At 70.2% G+C, this 23,578-nt stretch carries 11 protein-coding genes; 2 read left to right on the plus strand and 9 right to left on the minus strand.

Features of this window, described 5'->3' with window-relative positions; all coding sequences use genetic code 11:
* Window position 1: 1 nt before the first annotated feature.
* From ACGF3H_RS09485 to ACGF3H_RS09500, 4 genes are read right to left on the minus strand one after another with little or no spacing between them, the layout of a single operon-like run.
* Window positions 2–565, minus strand: coding sequence for a hypothetical protein (locus ACGF3H_RS09485; protein WP_362488204.1), 564 nt, complete (start codon window positions 563–565; stop codon window positions 2–4).
* Between the two features lie 25 nt (window positions 566–590).
* A complete protein-coding gene (locus ACGF3H_RS09490) occupies window positions 591–2,330 on the minus strand; it encodes an RNase A-like domain-containing protein (protein WP_362488202.1) in 1,740 nt (579 codons plus the stop codon).
* Window positions 2,330–2,644: a WXG100 family type VII secretion target gene (locus ACGF3H_RS09495; protein WP_362488200.1), complete on the minus strand. Its 315-nt coding sequence runs from the start codon at window positions 2,642–2,644 to the stop codon at window positions 2,330–2,332. The genes ACGF3H_RS09490 and ACGF3H_RS09495 overlap by 1 nt, the downstream gene beginning before the upstream one ends.
* Window positions 2,645–2,697: 53 nt before the next feature.
* Window positions 2,698–3,120: a WXG100 family type VII secretion target gene (locus tag ACGF3H_RS09500; RefSeq protein WP_362488198.1), complete on the minus strand. Its 423-nt coding sequence runs from the start codon at window positions 3,118–3,120 to the stop codon at window positions 2,698–2,700.
* Window positions 3,121–3,355: 235 nt separating this feature from the next.
* On the opposite strand from ACGF3H_RS09500, the gene ACGF3H_RS09505 reads away from it, so the two are divergent.
* Both ACGF3H_RS09505 and ACGF3H_RS09510 read left to right on the plus strand, forming a co-directional pair.
* Window positions 3,356–10,264: a DEAD/DEAH box helicase gene (locus tag ACGF3H_RS09505; RefSeq protein ID WP_362488195.1), complete on the plus strand. Its 6,909-nt coding sequence runs from the start codon at window positions 3,356–3,358 to the stop codon at window positions 10,262–10,264.
* 2 nt (window positions 10,265–10,266) lie between these two features.
* On the plus strand, window positions 10,267–12,543 hold the full coding sequence (locus tag ACGF3H_RS09510; protein ID WP_362488193.1) for a UvrD-helicase domain-containing protein: 2,277 nt from the start codon (window positions 10,267–10,269) through the stop codon (window positions 12,541–12,543).
* A gap of 33 nt (window positions 12,544–12,576) precedes the next feature.
* Here the strand turns inward: ACGF3H_RS09510 and ACGF3H_RS09515 are convergent, their stop codons facing one another.
* From ACGF3H_RS09515 to ACGF3H_RS09535, 5 genes are all read right to left on the minus strand, one after another.
* The gene (locus tag ACGF3H_RS09515; protein ID WP_362488191.1) at window positions 12,577–13,521 is read right to left on the minus strand and encodes a serine/threonine-protein kinase; all 945 of its coding nucleotides are present in this window, start codon (window positions 13,519–13,521) and stop codon (window positions 12,577–12,579) included.
* A 156-nt stretch (window positions 13,522–13,677) separates the two neighbouring features.
* Window positions 13,678–14,763 carry a DNA helicase gene (locus tag ACGF3H_RS09520; RefSeq protein ID WP_362488189.1) on the minus strand — a complete coding sequence of 362 codons (1,086 nt, stop codon included), beginning with the start codon at window positions 14,761–14,763 and terminating at the stop codon, window positions 13,678–13,680.
* The gene (locus tag ACGF3H_RS09525; protein ID WP_362488187.1) at window positions 14,760–16,622 is read right to left on the minus strand and encodes a DUF1998 domain-containing protein; all 1,863 of its coding nucleotides are present in this window, start codon (window positions 16,620–16,622) and stop codon (window positions 14,760–14,762) included. The genes ACGF3H_RS09520 and ACGF3H_RS09525 overlap by 4 nt, the downstream gene beginning before the upstream one ends.
* On the minus strand, window positions 16,619–19,759 hold the full coding sequence (locus tag ACGF3H_RS09530; RefSeq protein ID WP_362488185.1) for a helicase-related protein: 3,141 nt from the start codon (window positions 19,757–19,759) through the stop codon (window positions 16,619–16,621). The genes ACGF3H_RS09525 and ACGF3H_RS09530 overlap by 4 nt, the downstream gene beginning before the upstream one ends.
* Window positions 19,760–19,823: 64 nt before the next feature.
* Complete coding sequence (locus tag ACGF3H_RS09535; protein WP_393816466.1) at window positions 19,824–23,525, minus strand: sigma-70 family RNA polymerase sigma factor; 3,702 nt, start codon at window positions 23,523–23,525, stop codon at window positions 19,824–19,826.
* Window positions 23,526–23,578: the final 53 nt, after the last annotated feature.

A 23,578-nucleotide genomic window follows, 5' to 3' on the forward strand; every position in this document is an offset into this window, starting at 1 on the left:
TTCACAGGTCGTTGAAATTCCAGAACATGCCGACCTCTGTGTTCGAGACGACGACGAGACCGCAATCCTCCGTGAAGACGCTCATCGGGCTGTAGCCCAGGGTCTCCCGTGTGAAGTCGAGTGTGCCGGGCACGCTGCCCCTCTTGCTGACATTGGTGTGGTATGTGGCCTCATCGCCGTATCGCGCGAGTACCGTGCGTGCCATCGCCCGCAGTTCGTCCGGGGTCTCGGTGAAGTACTGGAGATTGGCCAAGGTGCAGCCGCCCTCGGTGAGGGCCAGGAGCAGGTTCTCGGCACTGTCCCGGTCGATCTCGTCGAGGCGGGGCGCGACGTGCTCCGGGGGGTGAGCGGCGAAGGGCCACGTGGGGCTCTCCACACGCTCCGGATTCTCCTCCGCGTCGTCGACGCGGGCCCAGCCCCTGGGGTCCGGCACCGCCCGGGCCATCAGCGCGAGGACGTCGAGCGTCCAGTCGTCGTGGCGGCGCGGGCCGGTGGCGATGTACGCGGTCGCGTCCCTGTACAGGTGGCGTACCGCAGCGTCCCAGGACGTCTGGTCGGCGGACATGTGGTGCGGACCTTTCTCGGCGAGGCTAGGGCTTGTAGGGCATCGACGTCATCACTGTGAACGGCGGATTGCGACTGCTGTCGTACCTGATGCGTGTGTCGATGCCGTTCACGTCGTACGCCTTGGCGCTCATCCCACCCTCCTTGTACCCGGACAACGGGTCATTCGGGTCCACGGGCTGCTTGAACACGCTGCGGCCACTGGTCTCGCCGGGTGGTGCGGTGGAGAGGAACTTCTCGACCTTGCCGTCCGCCGGCGGCGGCGGTCCCTTGATCCACGCCTCGATGGCTGCCTTGTTCTGGTTGAGGTTGTACTCCGTCAGCTGCTCGGCACGCTGATAGCTCGGGAAGGATGATGCCGCGCCGGGGTACGGTTTGCCGTGCGGCCACGCCTGGGTCGGCCCGTTCGTCTGCTGGTCGCGCAGGCGCTGCGCCAGCTGCTCGTCCGTCTTGCCGACGTGTTTGTCGAGAGTGTGGCCGTTCTCCATGTACTCATTGGCGGCGAGGTTGAGGTCGTACTTGCCGGCCGAGTCGACCTTCAGCCAGACCTTCGAGTCCTTGAAATCTTCCAGGGCCCGCATGCCGAAGCCCTCCGCACGCGCCTCCTGGGCTTCGAATGTCGGCGCGCTCCGATGCGCCTCGTCCAGCGCATCCATGAGCGCGTCGAGTTGCGGAACGAGTGCGTCTACCCGTCGGTTGTACGTGGTGACGATCGAGTTCAGCTTGGCAGTGTCCATGTTCAGGACGATGCCCTGGCCCAACTGGCTCGCGCCTTTGGCCACCCCCTTGGCCAGCCCTTTCACCAGGCCTTTGACGTCGTCCATGCCGACGCCGTCCTTGAGGTTGACCTCGACCTTGGGGATCGCGTCGCGTACGGCCTCCACGTAGACGTCCCACACCTCGCGATTGAGGTAGACGGCCGCCTCAGCGAATTCACGGAGGAGGTCACTGATTTTCCGGGCAGTGTCGAACAGCACACTCATCACGGGGTGAGTGGCTGTCTGCGAGGAAGAGCTGTCGTGCTTCCATTCGTAATTCAGGCGGCTTTGGCCCCATGCCGTCGTGCCCCACAGCGAACTGCAGAAGTGGCGCATCGCGTCGTACCACTCGCTGTCGCTCTGCTGAGAGATGCTGCCGACGTTCCCGGACAACCCGGTCTCCACCATGTCGAGCGTGGCGGTCGTCGTCGTTGTCCACGCCGTGGACAGCGAGTCCAGGTAGTGCTGCTGTGGAAACGGATAGACATCGGCGACCTTGCCCATCCGGAAGGCGTGCTTCACCACTGGCCTCAGCACGTCCCGGACCGGCTCGGGCACCCACTCGAGGAGCCTGCGGATGAAGTCGTCGCCGCCGTCGTCGTCGCCCCACTTCAGGTCCGGCACGGAGCCGTAGGCGGGCGGTTTCTCGATGACCTTCGGCAACGGCCGGACGACCGGCTTCGCCTTGCCTGAAGGATCGTTGGCCGCCTCCGCCTTCGCGTAGGCATTGGCCGTCGCGGTGAAGCCGACCGCCGCGCCCCCGATGCTGACGACACTCTTGGCCCACACCTCGAGGAAGCGGTTGCCCACCTTGACGTACGACGCCGCGAACGCCTGGGGCGAGGTGCCGTAACCACCGGCGTCCGGGTACTTGCGCAGGTCCTCGAGCAGACTCTTGACGCCTCTGTCCATCCTCTCCTGCTGGCTCGCCACACCGCCGGATACGCGGTGAAGATCGGCCGGCTTGCAGTCGATGGTGCCGCTCTGGCCTGGGGTCGGAGTCCCCATCAGCCGGCTCCCCAGCCACGCAGCACGGCTTGATGCGCTGCCGCGTAGTTGACGTGGCTCGTGGTCGCACATTCGTGGAGCCACTTCTGCGCTGCCTGAAGGTCCTGAGCCGAGCGGTCCCACTCGTCGAGTTTGTCGACGAAGACCTCGCGAGCTTCTCCCTTCCAGGACAGCACGACCGGCACCACCCGGTCATGGAGGTCGTCCAGACTCTCGTTGAGCTTCTTGAGGATGTCCTCAAGATCGACAGCAAGCTCGCGGAGGGTGGCGAAGGAGACCGTTATGTGATCGTCGTTCCCACTTCCGGTCGGCATGGTTCCCCGTTTCATCGGTGTGGTCGCAGTCGTCGCAGCGGGTCTGGAGGGCGTCAGAAAGAGTCGAAGCTGCTGCGCGAGCGAGTGGGCAGCGTCGTGTCCGGGTTCGGTGTGGACAGCTTCTCGACCTCGCTGTCGATGTCCACCGAGATCCTTCGCATCTGGGCCATCACGTCCAGTTCCCGCTCCGTGAACCCGTCCCGGCTCAGGCGCACGGCCTGCTCGAGGTGCCGGATCACCTCACGGATGCGCACGGCGTCCTCCGCCGCCGCCCGGTGGAACCCGCGGTACGCCGTCGCGGCCGGCCCTCGCCAACCCGCTTCGATGCGGTCGACGATCGCGTCCATCCGCTTGATCTGCTTGTTCAGGTAGGCCTGCATGTCGTCGAGGTCGTCGGCAAGTTTGGTGAGGTCCTGGCTCGACGCTGCCAGATCGACGCCACCCTCTTGGCCCGCGCCCTTATTACGCACGCCCATGCCCAGCACCTCCGCCCCCGTGACTTCGGCATGACAATCCGTATGTATAGCGGTGATCTTAGCCTCGGGCTTCGTGAGTGCGGCAGTCGGCCCCCCGGGGGCAAGATTCGACCAGGTGGGGACCGATGTCCTATGTGGGCGGTATTTTTGACGCTGATCGTCACGGCGCCTGCGCCCGCTGTCACGGCGTCAGATGCTCGGCGGTCGAGGTTGCCGTCCTGCCCGAAAGGTCCTCGTGAAGCCCACCCTGGCCGCCGCGCAGCTGCGCGGCAGTCTCACGCAGTACCTCACGACGACGTACGCGCTCGCCGACGAGGACACGCGACTCGCGCTGGAGCGTTTCCTCGGCGATCCGGAGACGGGCATCTTCCGGGGGCCGTACCTGCGGATCAGGACGCCGTTCCACCCCGCCGACGACGGGTGGCGGTCGGCGCTGGAGTGGCAGCCGTCGTTCACGCCGTGGCGGCACCAGGCGAAGGCATGGGAGCGGCTGAGCACGTACAGGGGGGCAGCCGAGCAGACGCTCGTGACGACCGGCACCGGGTCCGGCAAGACCGAGTCGTTCCTGATCCCCGTGCTCGACCACTGCCGGCGGCAGAAGGCGCTGGGCAGGCGCGGGGTGAAGGCCGTGCTGCTGTACCCGATGAACGCGCTTGCCACGGACCAGGCCGGCCGCCTCGGCGAGTACCTGGCCCAGCCGGAACTGGCTCAGGTGACGGCCGGTCTCTACATCGGCGACAAGCCCGACACGGACTTCCGGCGGGTGATGACGCGGCGCGAGGAGATGCGCCAGTCGCCCCCGGACGTGCTGATCACCAACTACAAGATGCTGGACCTGCTGCTCCAGCGGGCCGACGACCGGTCGCTGTGGGACGGCGCGGACCCGGCGTACGTGGTGCTGGACGAGTTCCACACCTACGACGGGGCCCAGGGCACCGACGTGGCGATGCTGCTGCGGCGGCTGGCGTCCGCCGTGGGCGCCTCGAAGCCCGAGCGGCCGCTCGGTTCGATCTGTCCGGTGGCGACCTCGGCGACGCTCGGTGAGGGCGGAGGCGAGACCGGCGGCATCCTCACCGTCGCCGAGCAGGTGTTCGGCGTGCCCTTCGGGCCCGACTCGCTGATCGGCGAGGAACGGCTGAGCGCCGACGACTTCGTCGGCGACATCGACTACGAACTGCCCGAGCCTCCGAGCCCCAAGGACGTCATCGACGTCTCGGGCGGGCCGGGAGTGGAGTCCGACCCGGACCGGCTCGACCTGGACGGGCTCGCCGAGCGGCTGCTGGGGCGGCGCGGCCTGGACGCGTTCCAGATCGGGCGGTTGCTGAAGAAGCACGACTTCACCCACGGTGTGCTCGCGCTGCTGAACGGTGAACCGCTCGACGAGTGGGGGCTGCGGGACCGCATGGCCCGCTTCGGGTACGCGTGGGCGCGTACCGCGCGGGAGAACCCGCGGCTGGCGCTGGAGGCGCTGTCGCGGTTCGTCGCCCTGCTGTCGTCAGCGCGGGATCCGGAGTCCGACGAGCGGCGGCCACGCCCGCTGCTGCACATCGAGGCGCACCTGTGGGTCCGTCCGGTGGGGCGGGTGCTGAGCGGTGTCAGCGGCCGGCCGGAGTTCCGCTGGTACGAGGACGAGCGGACCGTGGCGCGGCGCTCCGCGCTCACCGCGGCGTCCGCGGCCGAGGACTCGTCCGACAGCGACGAGTGGCCGACGACGGACTCGCGGCGGCCCCAGGCGCTGCCGGGTTCCGACACCGTGCAGCGGCCCGCCCAAACCCACCTGCCGGCGATCTACTGCCGCGTCTGCGGCCGCTCAGGCTGGGCGGCCCTGTCCCCGGAGGCCGATCCGCAGAAGCTGGAGACCGGCCCGCTCCGGATCTGGCAGGCCGCCGTCGGGCGCGACAAACGGCGACTGCGGTACTTCATCTCGGCGACGCCGGCCGAGGCGCGCGACGCCCTCGCGGCGCTCACCGGCACCGCACCGAAGCAGGCGGGCGGCGTCGACCCGCAGTCGGTGGTGGTACTGGACGGCGCGCAGAGCACCTATCGCATGCCGGTCGCCGAGGACGGGGAGGGACTGCAGGACGCCTGGTTCGCGCGGGCCGTCCTGGACAAGAAGACCGCAGACCAGGCAGCCAAGGACGACACGTGCCCGGCGTGCAACACGGAGAACGGCATCAGGTTCCTCGGCACCGCGCTCGCCGCGCTGGCGTCCGCCACGGTCACCCAGTTGTTCACGGGTGGCCAGGAGATCGCGCTGGCGCCCGAGGAGCGCAAGACGCTGCTGTTCAACGACTCCACACAGGACGCGGCACACCGGGCCGGGTATGTCGCCAACGCCTCGTACAAGTTCTCGATGCGCTCGCTGCTGGCGCACCAACTGGACGACTCCGGTGCGCCGCTGCCGCTCAACGACCTCATCGGCAACGTCCTGGACACCGTCGACGATCCGCAGGCACTGGCCGCCGTCGTCCCGCCGGACCTGCACGACGAACCGGGAGTGGACCGGCTCTTGTCGGGGCGCGGTACCGGCGACGCGCGGACCTGGAAGCTCATCGGGGAGCGGCTCGCGTTCGCGACCGTCATGGAGTTCGGACTGCGGTCGCGGCTCGGGCGCACCCTGGAACTGACCCGGACCACGGCCGCGGAGGTGGTGATCGCCGCCCCGGACCGGATCGTCGCACTCGCCCGCGACCTGCACCTCACGCTGCCGGGACAGCTGGGGCTGGACGGCGGCCTGCCCACGCCGGACCGGTACCTGGCTTACGTACGGGGGCTGCTGGAGCGGCTGCGGCTGCGCGGCGGCGTCCGGCACAGGTGGCTGGACACCTGGATCAAGGAAGCGGGCGTCAACCAGTACCTCATCTCCGGGCAGCGCCCGGAGGGGATGCCGGCCTTCCCCGAGGGGTACGTGGCGCCGCCGAGGTTCCTGCTCGCGGGCCCCAAGGAGAAGAGCAAGTTCGACACGATCACGGGTCGTGGCAACTGGTACCAGGACTGGACGCGGCGCTGCCTCGGTCTGGATGCGGCGCAGGCGACCGAGTACCTGCGCAGGCTGCTGCCGGTCCTCGCGGACGAGGGCGTGCTGTCGGTGCGCACGGCCAAGGACCGCACGACCCGTGTGTACGGGCTGCAGCCGGGCCACATCCACGTGCGGCTCCTGGCGGACGACCTGGTCAACAAGGCGTTCGTGTCCTGCGAGGAGTGCGGCTGGCAGCAGGTGGTGCCGCCCGAGCGGCGCACCCGCTGGTACGGGCACCCCTGCCCCCGCTGGCGCTGCACCGGCTTCCTCACCCCTCCGCAGTACGGCATGTCGTCGACCGGAGCGGGCAGCGGCGGCTTCGGCGGCAAGCTGGAGCGTGACTACCGCGCCGACTACTACCGCCGCCTGTATCTGACCGGCGGCACCTACCGGGTCGTCACGGCCGAGCACACCGGCATGCTGACCCGGCCCGAACGGGAGCGGGTGGAACGGACGTTCCGGCAGGGCACCCACTACACCGACCCCAACGTGCTTTCCTGCACGCCCACCCTGGAACTGGGTATCGACATCGGCGACCTGTCGGCGGTGCTGCTCGGTTCGCTGCCGGGCGGACCGGCGAACTACGTGCAGCGGGCCGGACGCGCCGGACGCCGGACCGGCAACGCGCTGGTTGTCGCCTTCGGCGGGCGACGGGCCCGCGACCGGTACTACCTGGACGATCCGACCGAGATGATCGCCGGTGACATTGTGCCGCCGGGCTGCTACCTGTCGGCCGTCGAGATCCTGCGCCGCCAGTACACGGCGCACCTGCTGGACCGGGCGGCGCGCGGCGAGCTGACCACCGCGGACGGCGAGCCGCTCATGCCGGTGCCGCGCCTGTCGTCGGCGCTGTTCGGTACGACCGGCTGGTGCCAGGACCTGTCGGACGCCGCGCTCACCCACGGGGCGCGGCTGGTGGAGGAGTTCCTGGCGCTGTTCCCGCAGGCGTCCGGTGACCCGGACGACGACCGGGGAGTGTCCGAGCACGCCGCCGACGAGCTGCGCGCCTACGCCACCGGCGGCATCGCGCGCACCCTGCAGGAGGCCGAGGAGGAGTGGACGGCGCGCCGGGAGGAACTGCGCCGTCGCATCGCCGCCATCGACACCGCGGTGGACGGACTGCTCGCCGACGACCGTGAACAGGGCGCCGAGCGGCGTGAGCTGCTCGCTGAACGTCGCGCCACGGGTGAGTTGCTGCGCGAGCTGAGCCAGACGAGCGCGCACGGCGGCCTCGTCGAACTGGGGCTGCTCCCCAACTACAGCCTCACCGACACCACGACGTCGCTGGAGGCCACCCTCTACTGGAAGGAGGCCGCCGGGGACGACGAGGGCCCGGAAGCACCGGAGGCCGACGACGCGCGCCGGGAGTCGGTGTACCGCAGCGAGATGCGCGACTACGAACGCTCCCGCAAACTGGCGCTCACCGAACTCGCTCCCGGCAACTCGTTCTACGTCAACGGTTACCGGCACGTCGTACGCGCCCTCGACATCGGCAGTCAGGAGCGGCGCGCCTGGGCGGTGTGGCGCCTGTGCCCGGCCTGCGGTTACGCACGCACGCACGGCGACCCGAAGAACGACACGTCGCCCTGCCCGCGGTGCGGTTCCCGGGAGATCGCCGACGCGGGCTGCGTGCACCACGTGCTGGAGCCCCGGCGGGTGATGTCCCGGGACAAGCGGGACGACGCCCGGGTGCGGGACGACCGTGACGAGCGGGACCGGAGGCGGTACGCGGTTCTCACCACCGTCGACATCGACCCGGCGCATCTGGCGGCCGGTTCGTGGCGGCACGACACCGCGGTCTTCGGCGCGGACTTCACGCGCAAGGCAGTCGTCCGCACCCTGAACCTCGGGGTCGACCGGCAGGACGGCAGCAGCACCGTTCCGCTGGCCGGGGACGACGTACGCCTGAACCCGTTCTACGTGTGCACCAGTTGCGGTGGGGCGACGGCCGACGGCCGGCCGGTCGCCGATCAGTCGCAGCACGCGCTCACTGCGTCGCTGGCCCGCTCCACCCGCGCGAGCGCCCACCACCAGCTGTGGTGCCCGCGCCGGCGGCTGCGCGGCAGCGGCGAGGAACAGGGCGCCGGGCAGGACGTGCCGCTGCTGCTGGCGCACGAACTGACGACGGAGGCCGTCCGCATCCTGCTGCCGGCGTCCGTCGCGCGGGCCAAGGAGCGGCTCGCCTCGTTCACCGCCGCGCTGTTCGCGGGCATAGCGGCCCGCTACGGCGGCGACCCCGACCACATCGACATCACCGCGGCTTCCATGCCGGACGGCGAGGACCGTGACTGGCCGCGCCGCTTCCTGGTGGTGTACGACAGGCTGCCAGGCGGCACGGGGTATTTGCACCGCCTGGCGACCTCCGACGGCTTCCGCGAAGTCCTGCTCAAGGCGCGCGAGGTGATCGAGGGCTGCGGCTGTCTGGAGAAGGGGCTCGACGGCTGTCACCGCTGCCTCCTGCGTCGCGTACCGCCGGCCGACTACGACAAGGTCAGCCGCAACGAGGTCCGGCAGATGCTCGACGAGCTGATCGGTGCGGACGGCGAGCGCTGGCACACCTCGCCTGTCGCCACTACCCAGCACATCCCGATGCATCGGCAGGCCGAGAGCGATCTCGAGGTCCTGTTCATCGACACGCTGCGCGAATGGGCCGGGCTTCCGGAGAGCCGTGCGAGCGGTGACGCGTACATAACGCCGGCCGGCACCCACGCACTGGATTTGCGGCTCACCGCGGCCGACGGTTCCACGCTGAGCTGGCGGGTGTCGCAGCAGCGCGTCTTCGACGGCACCCGCCCCGACGTCCTCTTCGAACGGGTCGACGCGCCCGGACCCCGTGTCGCGGTCTACCTGGACGGCTACGAGTTCCACGCCGGCCGAGACCACAACCGGGTCGGCGACGACGCCGACAAGCGCACCCGGCTGCGCGCGGAAGGGCTGAGGGTCTTCCAGCTCACCTACGGCGACGTCCGGGACTGGCAGCGGCGGGTCCGGGACATCGGCTACGCGGGTGCGGGGCCGGCCGACCCGGTGTGGGAGCCGTACGGTGACAAGGCCTGCGGCAAGGCCCGCGGCTACTACGCCAGCGTGCGGGGCGGGCTGCCCGGCGAGCTCGCGGAGACGGTCTGGGTCAACCCCGCCGTGCACCTCGTGGAGTACCTGCGGCAGCCGGGAGCGGAACGCTGGCAGTGGCGGGCGGAGGCGGCCCTGGCCGGCTTCACGGGCGCAGGGGCCCGTCCGGTCCCCCTGGCGCCGGACGTGCTGGGCGCGCAGATCATGGCGGCACTGCGCGGCGGCGCTCCCGAGGGACCTCGCGGTCCCGTGCAGCTGTTCACGGTGAACGACCGCTCGGGGCTGCCGCTGGTCTTCGCCGCGGACAGCCGGGCGAAGCCCCCGGTGTGGAGCGGCGTAGTTCTCCTCGACGACGCGTCCGGCGTCCACGCGCTGGAGGAAGCGCACAAGCGACGCTGGCGGGCCTGGCTGTACTGGTCCAACCTGCTGCAGTTCCTGGACACCGGCGGTGGTGACGCCCTCCAGCTCACCACAAGTCGCCTCGACGGTTTCCCCGTCGAGACCCTGGCGGTCACAGGCGGCAGCGGCGTCCTGGACAGCGTCCGCGCTACTCTCGCCCTCACCGGGGTCGCCGAAGGCACACCCGTGAAGGCCGAGAGCGCTGCTCCCACTTCGCAGGCTCCGGCAACAACCGAGGTGCCCACCGCGGACCTCGCCCATCCCGTCCTGAACGCGGCATGGGACCGGGTCATCGAGTACCTCGACCCCGACGAACCCGGCCTGCTCGCGCTCGCCGAGGTTCTCGCCGTGCGCGGTGCCCCGGTTCCCGAGGACGGCTACGAGCTCGACGAGAACGGCTGGATGGCCGAGTTGGCGTGGCCCGCAGTGCGCGTGGGCGTCGTCCTGGGCCCGCGCCCGCCGGAGGGTGAGGACGAGGACCCGGAGGCCGTGGACCGCGACTGCGCCTTCGCCGCGGCCGGCTGGGAGGTGCGGCCCGCCGCCGACTGGACCGCCGACGACATCATCTGCCGCCTCGACGGCGCACCGCCGTCCGGGAACCGGCGGCGACGCAACCGGACTGATGGCACCACCACGGAAAACGGGGGGAACGACTAGCCGTGACCGGCAAGAACGTGACGCTGCGCCTGCTCGACAAGGCGGACCGGGAGATTCTGAGGCTCCCCCGCCCGGTCAAGGGCGCGATCTACGACTTCCAGCACAAGTTCAAGACCAACCCCGACTCCGCGGGCCTGCGCCTCAAACAGCTGCAGGGCCACGACAAGCTGTACTCGGCCCGGATCAACGACGAGTACCGCGCGCTGCTGCTGCGCCTGGCCGACGACGACTGGCTGATCGTCTCGGTCAAGCACCGCAAGGACGTGTACGCGCATCTGGACCGGCTGACATACTCGGTCAACCGCGTCACCGGCGGTATCGAGTACGTGGACCTGCAGGTCGTGCAGGAGGAAGTACTCCGTGCCCCGTCTTCGCGGCCGGCCGGGCCCACCGAGCCCGTGCAGCCCGCCGAGGCTGTCCGTCCGGCCCCGCCGGTCACCCCCGGGCCGCTGTTCGCGAAGTGGTCGGAACAGGAACTCACAGACCTCGGCGTCGCTCCTTCCCTCATCCCGGTCGTCGCCGCGCTGACCTCCGAGGACCAGCTCCTCGGACTCGTCGAGTACGCGCCCCAGCTCACCGGGGAAGTACTGCTCGCGCTGTACGACGGCAAGGAGTACGACGACGTCCTGGAGCAGGTCACCGGGCCTGTCGCCACGCCGGAGCCGGTGGATCCCGAGGACTTCAGCGCCGCGGTCGAACGTCCCGCCACCATCGTCACCACGACCGACGACGCGCTGCGCGATGCCCTGGAGGGAGAGGACTTCGGTCGATGGAAGGTGTTCCTGCACCCCACGCAGGCCAAGCTGGTCAAGCGGGACTACAGCGGTCCGGCGCGGGTGGGCGGCGGTCCCGGCACGGGCAAGACGATCGTGGCGCTGCATCGGGTCAAGCACCTGGCCGAGTGGCTCCCGGCCGGTCGGAACAAACCGATCCTGCTGACCACGTACAACAAGAACCTCGCCGTGGATCTGCGCTCCCGGCTGCTGGCCCTGGGGGGCGAGGCACTGCTGTCCCGCGTCGAGATCAGTCACGTCGACCAGCTCGCGTTGCGCACGGTCCGAGAAGCTGAACCCGGTAACCGCAAACGCATCGTCGACGAGGCGCAGGCGGTCCGCGAATGGCGCTCGCTGCTCGACGAGCTCGGCGAGGACGGCTGGGACGCGGAGTTCCTGCACGACGAGTGGACGCAGGTGATCCTCGGCCAGGCCGTCACCTCGCGCACGGAGTACTTCAGGGCGCGCCGCGCCGGCCGTGGAGGCACGGTCACGCGTGCCGAGCGTGCCGAGATCTGGCAGCTCGTCGAGCGGTTCGTCCAGCGCCTGGACCGGCTCGGAGTCCAGACGTGGGACCAGGTCGCGGAGCGAGCGGCACAGCTGGAGGCGGAACGGGCCCGGCGCATCCAGGCCATCGACCGTCAGCGGGAGGAAGCGGGCGGCCTGGACAACGTCCATGTGGCCGACGGTTCGGGGGGCTGGCTGCGCTACAGGTATCGGCACATCGTGGTGGACGAGGCGCAAGATCTGCGGCCCGCTCACTGGAAGATGCTGCGCGCGATGACCGCCCCGGACCGCAACGACCTCTTCCTGGTGGGCGACACGCACCAGCGCATCTACAAGAACCAGGTGACCCTCGGCAGCCTCGGCATCAACATCCGCGGCCGCTCGTCGAAGCTGTCGTTGAGCTACCGCACCACCCGGCAGATCCTGCGCTCCGCGCTGAACGTCCTCGGTGACGAGACGTACGACGACCTCGACGGCAGCAATGAGACGCTCGCCGGGTACCGATCCGTGCTCAGCGGCGCGATCCCGGATCTGCACCCGAACAACGAATGGCAGGGCGAGCGCGAAGCGATCGCCGCGCTGATCGCATCCTGGGGTCAGGTGCCGTACGAGCAGATCGCGATCGCCGTACCCACCAATCAGATGGCGAGCGAGGCCGCTTACACGCTGGCCCAGCACGGAATCCGGGCGCTGGAGATCGGACCGGACGGCCCCCGTGGTGACAGCGGCGTCCACATCGGCACCATGTTCCGGTTCAAGGGGCTCGAGTACCAGCACATGATCATCGCCGGGGTGACCGACGGGTTGGTGCCACGGGCAGGTGTCCAGCAGCGGCGGACCACGGACCCGGCTCGCTACCGAGTGGAGATGCAGCGCGCTCGGTCCCTGCTCTTCGTGGCGGCCACACGCGCCCGGGACAGTCTGGACATCTTCTGGCACGGGGAGCCGAGCCCCTTCCTCGAGGAACTGATCAAGGTCAGGCCTTCGGTTGCTGCATGACCACCCTCGGGATCGAGCCGCGGGCCACTGCGGCTAACGCGGCACGATCGGCCCTTGGGGCACGAGGAATGGCCGCCGGGGGTCCTCCGGCGGCATCCTGCGGATCGCGAGAGCCGGATCGGGGGCAGGCAGATACGGCGCGAGGGCCGCGTAAGCTTCCGCCGCGTCGGCGGGGCGGTCCTCCGCTCGCTTGGCGAGCAGTGCGTGCGACAGTTCCTGGAGGACCGCCGGGACCTCGACCCCGTACTCGACCGTCCGGGGCGGGGGCGCGGTGAGGTGCTGGGTGACCAGCTCCGCGGGGCGCTCGCTGCGGAAGGGAGGGTGGCCGGTGAGCATGTGGTGCAGGAGGCAGCCCACCGCGTACAGGTCACTCCGTCCGTCCAACGACTTGTCCCCGGAGAGGAGTTCGGGCGAGGCATAGGCGACGTTGCCGAGGGTTTCGCCCGTCATGGTGAGCTGCGGATCGGTGTCCGAGAGGACCTTCACCAGGCCGAAGTCGAGAATCTTCACCAGACCGTCGGAGCGGACCATGACGTTCTGCGGCTTGAGGTCGCGGTGCACGAGACCGGCTTGGTGCGCCGCCGACAGCCCCGCGCACAGCTGCGCGGCCACGGAGACCGCAGCGGGCACGGTCAGGCGCCCGTCGTCGGCGCCGTCAATGACGTTGTCGAGGGTCGTGCCGTCGACGAGTTGCATCACCAGGCAGCAGACGTCCTCGGTGACGGCGGCGTCGTACACCGTGGTGATGTTCGCGTGGTCAAGACGAGCCGCGGCCTTGGCCTCCCTCTCGAAGCGAGCCAGTGCGGTGGAACGCCAGTCCCGCAGAGCCAGCAGGTCGGCGGCCACGGTCTTGACCGCGACAGGGCGCTCCAGGTACACGTCCGTCCCCTGCCAGACGTGCCCCATCGCCCCTCTGCCGAGAATCCGGTCCAGCCGGTACCTGCTGCGCAGAACCTTGCCCGCGGCGAACTGCTCCACGTTCACTTCCCTCGATGCACGCCATGGCATGCCCGGCACGGCACCCACCTGGGGGGTGGCTCGCTGTCGACAGCCCGAACGGGTGCAGTCAACCAGCCGTCACGACACGGACCGACGTGCGGGTCGCAGACAGGATGACGGCGTCCGTCGCCCCGGTCAGCCGCGCATCAGCTCGCCCTTCCCCACCTGCGCCAGCAGCGGGGGTTCCGATTCCCCTTCGTAGCCGAGGTGGAGCTCGCGCCGGGCTCTGGTCGCAAGGACGTAGTACGTCATGCGCAGGGCGGCGGACGAGGGGTCGACGGCCCCGTCGATGTGCGTGTCGGGGATGACGACCGTGTCGAAGCCGAGCCCCTTGGCACTGGCCCGGTGGACGATGACGATGCCCGGGCGTCCGAGGTCGAGGTTGCGGTACTGGCCGCCTTTCGCCTCGGACGTGTACAACTGCGGCTTCAGCCGTGGCGCCCGACGGGACAGGCTGCCCAGCAGCGAGAACTGGGCGTGTTTCGAACCCACGATCACGCCGATGGTGTCCCTGGGGTGCCGCTCCGCCAGCACGGCAACCAGGTCCGCGGCGCCGCGCTCGTGGAAACGGTGGAGCCGCGGCGGCGGTCCCTGCCGGCCGGGCAGGCCCGGCACGCCTGCTCCGGTGTGGAAGTGCGCGGCGAAGGAGGCGATCTGTTCGGTGTTGCGGTGGTTTCCCTCGAGTGTGTGGCGGGCGCACCGGCCGAGGTTCCGGGCAATTTCGTCGAGTGTCGAGTTGGTGTCGGTCAGACGCTGGCATTCGTCCGCGTAGACCGTGGTGCGGGCCTGGAGTATCCGGCAGAGCAGGTAGAACTCCGGTGGCAGGTCCTGGCCCTCGTCGACGACCAGGGTGAGGCCGGGGACCGGGCCGGTCTCGGCGGCTCGGTCGAACAGCGCGTTCCAGTCGTACCAGCCGTCGGCGCTGCGGGGAGCCTTGCCGCCGTACCACTCGGTGAGCCACGTGTGCGCGGTCGCGACACGGGCTCCCCGGTCGGCGGGGCCCAGTGCGTGGACCGTCGCGGCCAGCGACTGGCGCAGCAGGTTCGAGCGGGTGAGCAGGGTGACGGGGGGGCCGGTGAGGGCGAGCATGACGGCCCGCTGTGCCGCCAGCAGGCTTTTGCCGCTGCCCGGCGGGCCGCTGATCAGATGGTTGCCGTCGAAGGGCAGGTCGTCGAGACCGGCCCGTTGCTCTGGGGTGAGATCGAGGTAGGTGAGGGTCATGCCCGCTCCAGTGCGTCGGCGGCCGCGGCGCGTGCGGCGGCGACGATGGGCTCCAGGTAGCCGGGCACGTGCCCGCCGCCGACGACCAAGGCGCGGTCCAGGAGGGTGTTACCCGTCTCGCAGCTGGTCTCGGGCAGAAGGGCGCAGGCGTGGCAGGCGGCGCGGTTGAGGTTGCCGAAGCCCTGGCCGGTGTGCTCGGCGCAGAGCGGATCGGCCGAGCACCACGCGGCGGCCTCGGTCATGCGCAGCAGAGTTTCTGCCAGTCGGGGTGGCTCCCCCTGGCGGACGAGCCCGCCGAGGGTTCCCTCGGCATCGCCCGCGGCGGTGTAGACGAGGATGCCGTACTGGTCCTGCTCGGGGCGTGCGTAGATCCGTTCGCGCAGGCTCGCCGTGGTGTATCCGGACTCGAAGGAGAGCTGGCGGATGAGGAGGTGGGCGAGTGTGTGAAGGAGTACGAAACGCGGGGCGAGATCGGGTCCCGTCAGGGCCTCCAGGCGGTCCCGCTGGAAGGAGCGGCCGAGATCGGTCCGCATACCGGCGACGCGCTGCCGCACGTTCCGCTCCTTCTCCCAGGCCGTCAGTTCGCTCTGGTCCAGGGTCAGGAAGATGCCCTCGCCGAACACCTCAACGGCCGGCAGCCACTTGAGGCGGCGGGACGTGTCGGCAGGTACGGATGTCGCGTCCGGGGACACCCGGGTGAAGCCGGACAGGGCGCGCACCTCACGGAGCCTGTCGGCGAGGACGATCCTGCCGAAGCGGCGGCTGAGGGCGGCCCACGGGTTGGCGGTCTCCCCGGCCAGGCCGAGGGTGGTCTCGCGCAGCGCGAAGTCCCGGGTGGCGGGCGGGACGGGCGCAGTGAAGGCCACCCACTCCTCGCGGCTGAGGTCGGGACGGGCGGGAGCGGTCTGCGCGTCGGACGACGGGGTGGCCGAAGAAGGCTGCGCCTGTCCCGTCTCCTCGGCGATCAGCGTGTCCAGCAGGACGTCGTCGGCACCGGTGTCCTCCTGGATCATCGTCCGGAACACGGCGGCGCGTGGTGTGGCGGCCACCCGGCACAGCGACACCCACAGGTCGTGTTCCCGCACCTTCGTGGCAACAGCGTCGTCCCCCTGCGTGGCCGGTACCTCGGTCTCGGGGATGTCGAGCGCCGAGTGAACGATCGGGTAGTACAGGTTCCCGGCCGTGCGCTGCACGATCTGCACGGGCCGGGTGCACTCCACTCGTTCGTTCGCCCGCTGCCACGGATTGCGTCCCGAGCAGCGCATGCCGTGCGTGCCGAGGATGTCGAGCAGGTCCCGGGACGCGCCGCAGCCCTTGGCCGTGCAGGCGACGGAGAGCGCCTCGAGGCCGGAGGCCCGTTCGGAGACCAGGAAGCGCAGTCTGTCGCGTTCCTCGCACCTTCGCCGTTCCCCGGCGTCGCGCCGTGAATGAGCCCAGAACCACCAGTCGACGTCACTGAGGTGTCCGGCCTGGCAGATCTGCACGAACCGCATGGGCGCCAGCGTCCGGGCCGGCGAGCACGACGGGCAGCGCGGCGGCTGCCCGGGCTTCTCGTCGGCGATCCGCCAGCGCTTCATCCGGCGGCAAGATCCGCAGAACAGCCAGGCCGGGAAGCGGATGTACGGCGCTCCCGGTGCGTCCGGGGCGTCGAAGCGGTCGTTGGCTGCCGCCGGGGCGGCGTAGAAACCGGTGACGCCCAGGCGGGAGGCCAGGCGGGCCGATTCGACCCTCTGCTTGGCCTTGCCCGGCCAGTCCCCGATGCCGGTGGCGACGAAGGACTCGCCCTGGATGTCGAAGACGGCCCCGACTCCGAACGGCACCACCGTCTGCGACTGGCGTACCCGCAGTGTGCGGCTCACAGGTCGGCTCCCTTCACTGTCACCTGGCATTCCCGGTCCACATTGCGCATGGAGTTCGGCGTCTCCCACAGGCCGTAGTTCTGCTCGAAGCTCTTGATCAGGTTGGACTGGCCCTTGCCCTGGCTCCGGTAGTAGAGGTCGCGACCGTCCTTGCGGGCTTCCCGGGCTGCGTCCTCCCAGTCGGCGATCAGACCGGCGAGTTCCTTGCGGACCGCGTCACCGGCCGTCGGTTCGGCAGCCTCGGCGCGTGCGGCCAACTCCTCGGCGAGCGCCTCGGCCTCGGGCAGGCGGTGCAGCAGGTGTCCTGCCTGATTCTCGGCGGCGAGTCCGAGCCGGTGCCGTACGAGGACGACGAGTGCGGCGTGCAGCGCGCGCCGCCGGGAGGGCACGGACCAGGGGGTGACGCTGGTCGGCTCGACGTGCCGGTACAGCGACCGGTGGTACACGTCGAAGGTCTCGTAATGCGAACGGTCTCTGGGCCTGGTCGCGTTGAAGAACGTCACGACGAGCCCTGGGACGGTGTGCCGGCCCACACGGCTGGTGGCCTGGATGTACTCGGCGGTCGTCTTGGGCTGTCCCTGCATGAGCATCAGGGCCAGCCGTTTGACGTCGACCCCCACGGAGAGCATGTTCGTGCAGGGCAGGAAGGACACCGACTGCGGGTCGTCCCAGTTCTTCTCCAGGCGGTCCAGCAGGACGGGCTGCTCAGCGCGCGGAAGGTTGCTGGTCAGTTCCTGTACCTGACCGTCCGGCAGCGCTCTCACTCCGCTGCCGGTGTCGAGCCCGGCGAGCTGGGCGGGGATGTCGTCAGCCGCGGCGGTGACCGTGCGGCCGAGCTCGCGCAGGCTGTGGTGGTAGGCCACCAGCGTCCAATAGGCGTCCCGGTGCTCCTCGGGCAGTTCCCACGCGCCCTGCAGCAGGGTGGCCGCCGTCGCGACGGCGGCACGGCCGGCCGTGTGGCCCTGGGCCATGACCCCGAGGTAGCGGCGACCGGGGCGGGATGTGTCGGGTTCCGCGAAGTAGGAGTGGCGGGCGTCGAGTCCGGCGGGCGGGAAGAGCTGGACACCGCCACCGTACAGCGCGCGCACCTGTTCCCCGGAGCGGCGGATGGTCGCCGTGGACGCCACCACCTTGGGGCCCGTGCCATCGGGACGGACGCACAGCCCGAGAACCGCCGACTCATACAGCCCGACGGTGGTACCGAGCGGGCCGGTGAGCAGGTGCAGCTCGTCCTGGATGATGAGTGACGGCGGGAGATTCCCTCCTGTGCCGCTCGCTGCGCCCGAGCCGAACAGTCGTCCCGCGCGCGGTTCCCAGGCGAGTCGGGCGAACTTGTCCACGGTTCCGAGAACGAATGTCGGTGGACGGTTGTAGAGGTGCTCGTCCACGACGGCGACGGGCAGTTCGTCGTGGAAGACACACTCCTTCCTCGGGCAGAAGAAGGCGAAGGAGTCGGCTGCGGCACGCACTCCGTAGTCACCGATGTCAGGTGACTTGTGGACGGGCAGGATGCGCGTGCCGCACCACGGGCAGCGGTCGAGGATGAAGACGTCGTCGGGCTGGGCCGCCTGACGAACGTTGTCGAAGGCCGTGCGGGCCTTCTCGTAGGTGTTGGGGGTGGTCGTCTCGCCCACCCACAGGCCGATGGAGAACGGCTCCGCGCCGTACACCGCGGGGTCCGCGCGGCGCAGCGTCTCCAGGGCGCAGACAGTGGTGGCGGCACGCTGGAACTGCTGCGTGGTGAGCAGGCTGAGGGTGTACCGGCTGAGCACCGCGGTGCCTCCGCCGTCCGGTTCCCCGCGCCGCAGCACCATCGCGAAGGCGGCCAGGAGCAGATACGCCTCGGTCTTGCCACCGCCGGTCGGGAACCAGATCAGATCCGTCACGGCCCGGTCCGCGTGCCGCGGGTCTGCCATGCCGTCCACGGCCAGCAGGAAGAACGCCAGCTGGAAGGGGCGCCAGGTGGCCCCGGGATAAGGCTCCGGGTCAGGCGGTACGGCTTCCCGGGGTGAGCGCCGGGCTCCCGCGAGGTCGGGCGCCGAATGGCGCATCTGCAAGGCCATCGCACGGTTCGCGGCACGGAAGGCGTGCAGCAGTTCGGGGCGACGGGGATCGCAGAGGGTGCGGACGCCCGACTCGATCCGGGCGACAGCCGTACCGATACGGCCGAGGACGCGTTCTGCGGCCTCGCGCCCCCACTCCGGCACGTCCTCGTTCAGCTGCCCCACGTACCAGGCTCGGTAGTCGGCGGCGAACTCGGCCAGTTCCTCTTGAAGTTGATCGACCGACACGGTCGGATCGGCGAGGTGGAGGAGCTCCAGCACCGGAGCGCCGCTGAGTCCCGCGGCCCGCACACCGGTGACCTCGGTCTCCGGCATGACGGCGGCGCTCAGTTCGGCCACCCGCTCCCCGGCGTCGTCGTACCGCTCCGCGACCGCGCACCCGTGGCCGACGGCATGCGTGCGGACGTGCCGGTACTGGAGCCGGAGTTCCTGCTCCTCGGGGTCACGGCTGGCCAGGCGTACGCTCGGGTACTGGAGCACCCTGCCGTCCACGGGACGTGCCCGCAGCTCCACCTGGAACAGCATTCGGTCCCAGTGGGCGGTCTTGCCGAGGTCCGGTTCGTGGAGGGCGGAATTGACCAGCGCGACGGTGACGAGCCGCCCGGCCCCGAACGCGCGCCACCGGACGCGAAGTTCAGCTCGTCCTTCAAGGACCTCGACCTGGTCCTGGTCCAGGGAGAGCCGGTGCGTCTCCGTGGTCAGAGGGATCCGCTGCCAGTTCCGGCCGCGTTCCCCGGTGCGCGCGCGGGTCTCGTAGCGGGCGGCGGAGCAGCCGACCTCCACGGTGTCCGCATCGGTGTAGAAGCTGAAGCCGAGGGACGAGGGCAGCCAGGAGTTGGACTCGGGAACCGGATCCACGGCAGGCGCGGTGTCCTCGGCCCGGCGTTCCGTGCCGGCGCCTTCCGGTTCCTCGGCAGCGGCGTCCAACTGCCGCTGAAGATCTGCTTCCTGCGGGTACAGCGTGCCCATGAGGTACTGCCGGTCGGGTGGGGCGTCGAGCGTCTCGTGTTCACCGCCGGCCGGACCGACGAGTTGCCGTCGGAGGTAGGAGACGAGTTCCTGTCGGGGATCCATGGCGTTCCTGGTGGTCGTGACTGTGATGTTTGCGGACGGGAGTGCTGATCGGCGGACGGCCGGCTCAGCCCCGGCGCCAGCGGTCCCGGAGCGACGTACGGCTCTGGGCCGCCTCCTGCGCCGCGGCCAGTTCTGCCTGCATGGTGCCGAGCTGCGTCTGCAGGTCGGTGATGCGCAGCCATGCGTTGTGCTCGCTCTGCGCGATGCGCTGTGTCGCCTCCTGTTCGGCCTCCTCGGCGCGCCGACGGGCCGCCTCGACAAACAGGTCTCGCTGCGTCAGCGCCGCCTCGGCCTCTCGCAGCCGCGCCTCCGCCTCGGCGATTCGTAGCTGGGCACCTTGGCGGTACTCCTCCCGTGCCGACGCGACGGCGCGCTCACGCTCGGTTGCGGCCGCCTCCGCCTGCCGCAACCTGGTCTCCAGCTCGGCGGCCCACGCCCCGGCGGCACGTTCGCGCTCGGCAGCGGCCGTCTGGGCGTCCCGCAGCTGTGCCTCAAGGTCTCCGATACGGGCCTCGGTACTTTCACGGTACTCGCGCAGTCTCTGCTCCAGCTCCTGCGCCCGCTCCTCAGTGCCGGCCACCTGTCGGGCGGCCTCCTCGGCTCGCTCGGCTCTGTGCAGCAACGCCTCGTACGCTTCCTGGTGCTGCTCCTTCAGTCGCGCGAGACGCTCGTCGGCCTGGCGCCGCACATGCTTCTCGTGCCGCTCCCGGGCCCTGTCCGCACGGTGCAGCAGTTCCTCTTCCAGCGCGTCGAGCTGCCGCTCGCCCTCTGCCCGGACGGCGGCGACGCGCTCGTCGGACCTGTTTCGCTCCTCGCTCAGCCGACGCTCGTACTCCTGTGCCAGCAGGGCGGTCCCGGCCTCGTGCCGAGTGTGAGTCTCGACGAGCATCGCGTCGAGGCCGACTTGTGACTGCTCGGCCGGAGCAGTCTGCACGGCGGACGTCGCCGGACGTGCGCCGCCTGCGTCGGCCGTCTGATCCCCGGAAGTACTGACGTCGCCCTCGCCGTGCCTGGGCGCAGGGTCCGTGCGTACCGGGCGGGTCGCGACGAACTCCCCCAGGGCGTCCCGCACGGCGCGGCGCGACTCGGCACTCACCAAGGGACGCGTGACCAGGTACTCCCGCGGCGTGGCGCCGGTCAGCGCATCGGCGGCACACTCGAAGAAGCGCTCCGGCCGGAGTCCCCGGTCCCTCACCGCGTCGACGACTTCCCTGAGCACTTCGAGTGCCTCGACCACAGGGCGGTCGAGCGTCCCTCGATGCCGGGCCGCCCGCACCACGGCACCCGCGGCGGGCGAGCCCAGCAGCGCGGCCACTTGCACGTGTCCCAGGGCCAGCAGAGCGTACTCGGCGAGCCAGACCACGCCCCCGCCCAAGGGCGGCCGCGTCAGCTTCAGGGCCCTGTCCCAGTCAGCGGTGAATTGCGGCGCTCCCGAGGAGATGGAGGGCTCGGCCACGGCGGCTTCCGGATCGACCGAATCGGTGTGCGTGTGCGGACCCAGGCCCGCTCCCGCCTCTGTGTCTGTGTCTGTGTCTGTGTCGAGTGAAGGCTCCTCGTGCACGTTCGACCCCACCGGCGCCGGCCCGTCGGACTCCTGCGCCGCCTCCACGTCCTCCGCGCCCTGCGTCTCCACCAAGCGTTCCGTCTCCTGCACACGCTCTGGTTCTTCCGCTCCCGGAAGACTGGGAGGCAGTGTGGCGAGGAACTCCCGCAGGGCGTCCCGCACAGCCAGTCGCGACTCGCCGTTCACCAACGGCCTGTTCGCAAGGTAGGCACGAGGGGTTACTCCGCGAGGTGACTCGGTGGGCCGGTCGAAGAAGTCCTCGGGACGCAGCCCCGCATCCGCGACGTGGTCGAAGATGCGGCGAAGCACTTCGAGTGCCATCAGCACCGGACGATCAGCCGGCTCCCGGTGCCGGGCGACACGCACGACCGCGTCGGCCGCGGGTCGTCCTAGGTACGCCACCAGACCTTCGTGCCCCACAGCCGCGAGCGCGTACTCGGCGAGCCAGCTCTGGCCCGACGGCTCCTTCGCCAAGCGGCAGGCACGCTCCCAGTCAGCGACGACCACATCCGGCGTTCCGGGCCGTGTGGTCTCTCGGACCTGTGAAACCTGCTCGGTCAGAACCACCGCCTCGGCGATCGGCGCACCGCTGTTCTCCTCCCTCGCCTCCTCGACCGCGGTCGGCTCCGAGGCCGGAGCCGCCTGCGCCTTTCCCTCGGCAGTACGGGCAAGGCGTTCCGCCCTGGCCCTGCGAAGGGCGAGCCGGGCCCGGGCGGTCCGGGCGGCATGGGTAGCACGGACGTACCGTGCGACTCGCACCGCTTCGGCCGCCTTCTCCGCCGCCCGTTCGGCCTCCTCGCACGCGGCGTCCAGACCGATCAGGCCGGCTCCGCGCATCCGCGCCTGCAGGACGGGGCGTGCCTTGCCCTCGATCTGCCGGATGCGCTCCCGTGTGACGCCGAACTCGCTACCGAGCTCGTCCAGCGTCGATGGGTCGTCCCCGTCGAGCCCGAGACGCCGCACAAGGATCCTCGCCTCCCGTTCGGTGAACGTGTCGACCACTGCCAGCACGTCCGCCACGAACAGGTCCCCCACCACCTGCTTCTCCACGGACGGCAGGAAATGGGCCTGCCCCACGAAGTCCGCCAGGGTCGCGCCGTCTCCGATGACACGGTCCAGGGAGTCGGTGCGTCGGGTGAGGCGGCGGATCTCCTGCACCTTCTGCAGGGTGATGTCACAGCGCACCGCGACGTCGGCGTCGCTCGCCGGCCGTCCCTCCGCCACGAGAGTTCGTTCAGCCCTGGCCACCTTGCGCATCTGTTCGTGCATGTGCACCGGGATCCGGATCAGCGCCCCTTCGTCGGCGATGGCCCGGGTGATGGCCTGCCGGATCCACCAGGTGGCGTAAGTGGAGAACTTGTTGCCCATGGTCGGGTCGAACTTCCGTGCGGCCCGCATGAGTCCCAGCGCGCCGTGCTGCACCAGGTCGTCGTAGTCGAGCCCCTGTTCCAGGTGCGGGCGCACAAGCGAGTGCACCAGTCTCAGGTTGTGGATGACCAAGCAGTCACGAGCTCGCACTCGCACATCGTCCCGCGGTAGACCGGTGAGCTCCTCCTCGCCCGGCTCCTGGGCGATCCGTTCCACGCCGCCGCGCACCAGGACGGCCAGTCCCACTTCCGCTTCGGCACTCAACAGCCGATTGCTCGCCCGTCGCTCGTAGCGGTCGGTCTTCAGCACGGCGAGGGCGGCCGCCACCGCGTCGGCGAGCTCTCCTGCCGGGACGCCGACGTCCTTGCCGTCCGCGGGCGCCGCAGTGGCCTCCTCCACTGCCCCGGGATCCGCTGCTAGCTCGGAGCTGCCGGTCCCGCCAGTGTTCGCAGCAGGCCGGACAGCCGCTCCCGTCCGCAATTCCGCCGCTTCTCGGACATCAAGGCCTGCCAGGCGCACGACGCCTTCCAGAGCCCGGGACGACACCTGCCCCCTGTCGTCCTCGTACCGCGACAGCAGAGCGCGAGCCAGCCTCCCACGCTCGGTCACGTTTCCTTCACTGGCACGTACAACCTTTTCACTGTTGCGTGAGTCGATCTCGACGTGCATGCGCAAATCCCGCACCGGAAGACCCATCCGCGCCAGTTCGGCGCGCAACCGCGCCTGCTCATCTCCGTCCAGACCGAGTGCGCGTACGCCTCCAACGAACTCACCTTCCGGCACTGCGCCGTCGACCGCGACTCGCCGCAGTCGCTTGAGCAGTTCACCCAGCACGGCCCTCGACACGGGCGCGCCGGACTCCCCAGTCGCATGACGCTCCACGGCCT

The organism is Streptomyces sp. NPDC048185 (assembly GCF_043202495.1).
In the GTDB taxonomy this organism is placed as follows: domain Bacteria; phylum Actinomycetota; class Actinomycetes; order Streptomycetales; family Streptomycetaceae; genus Streptomyces.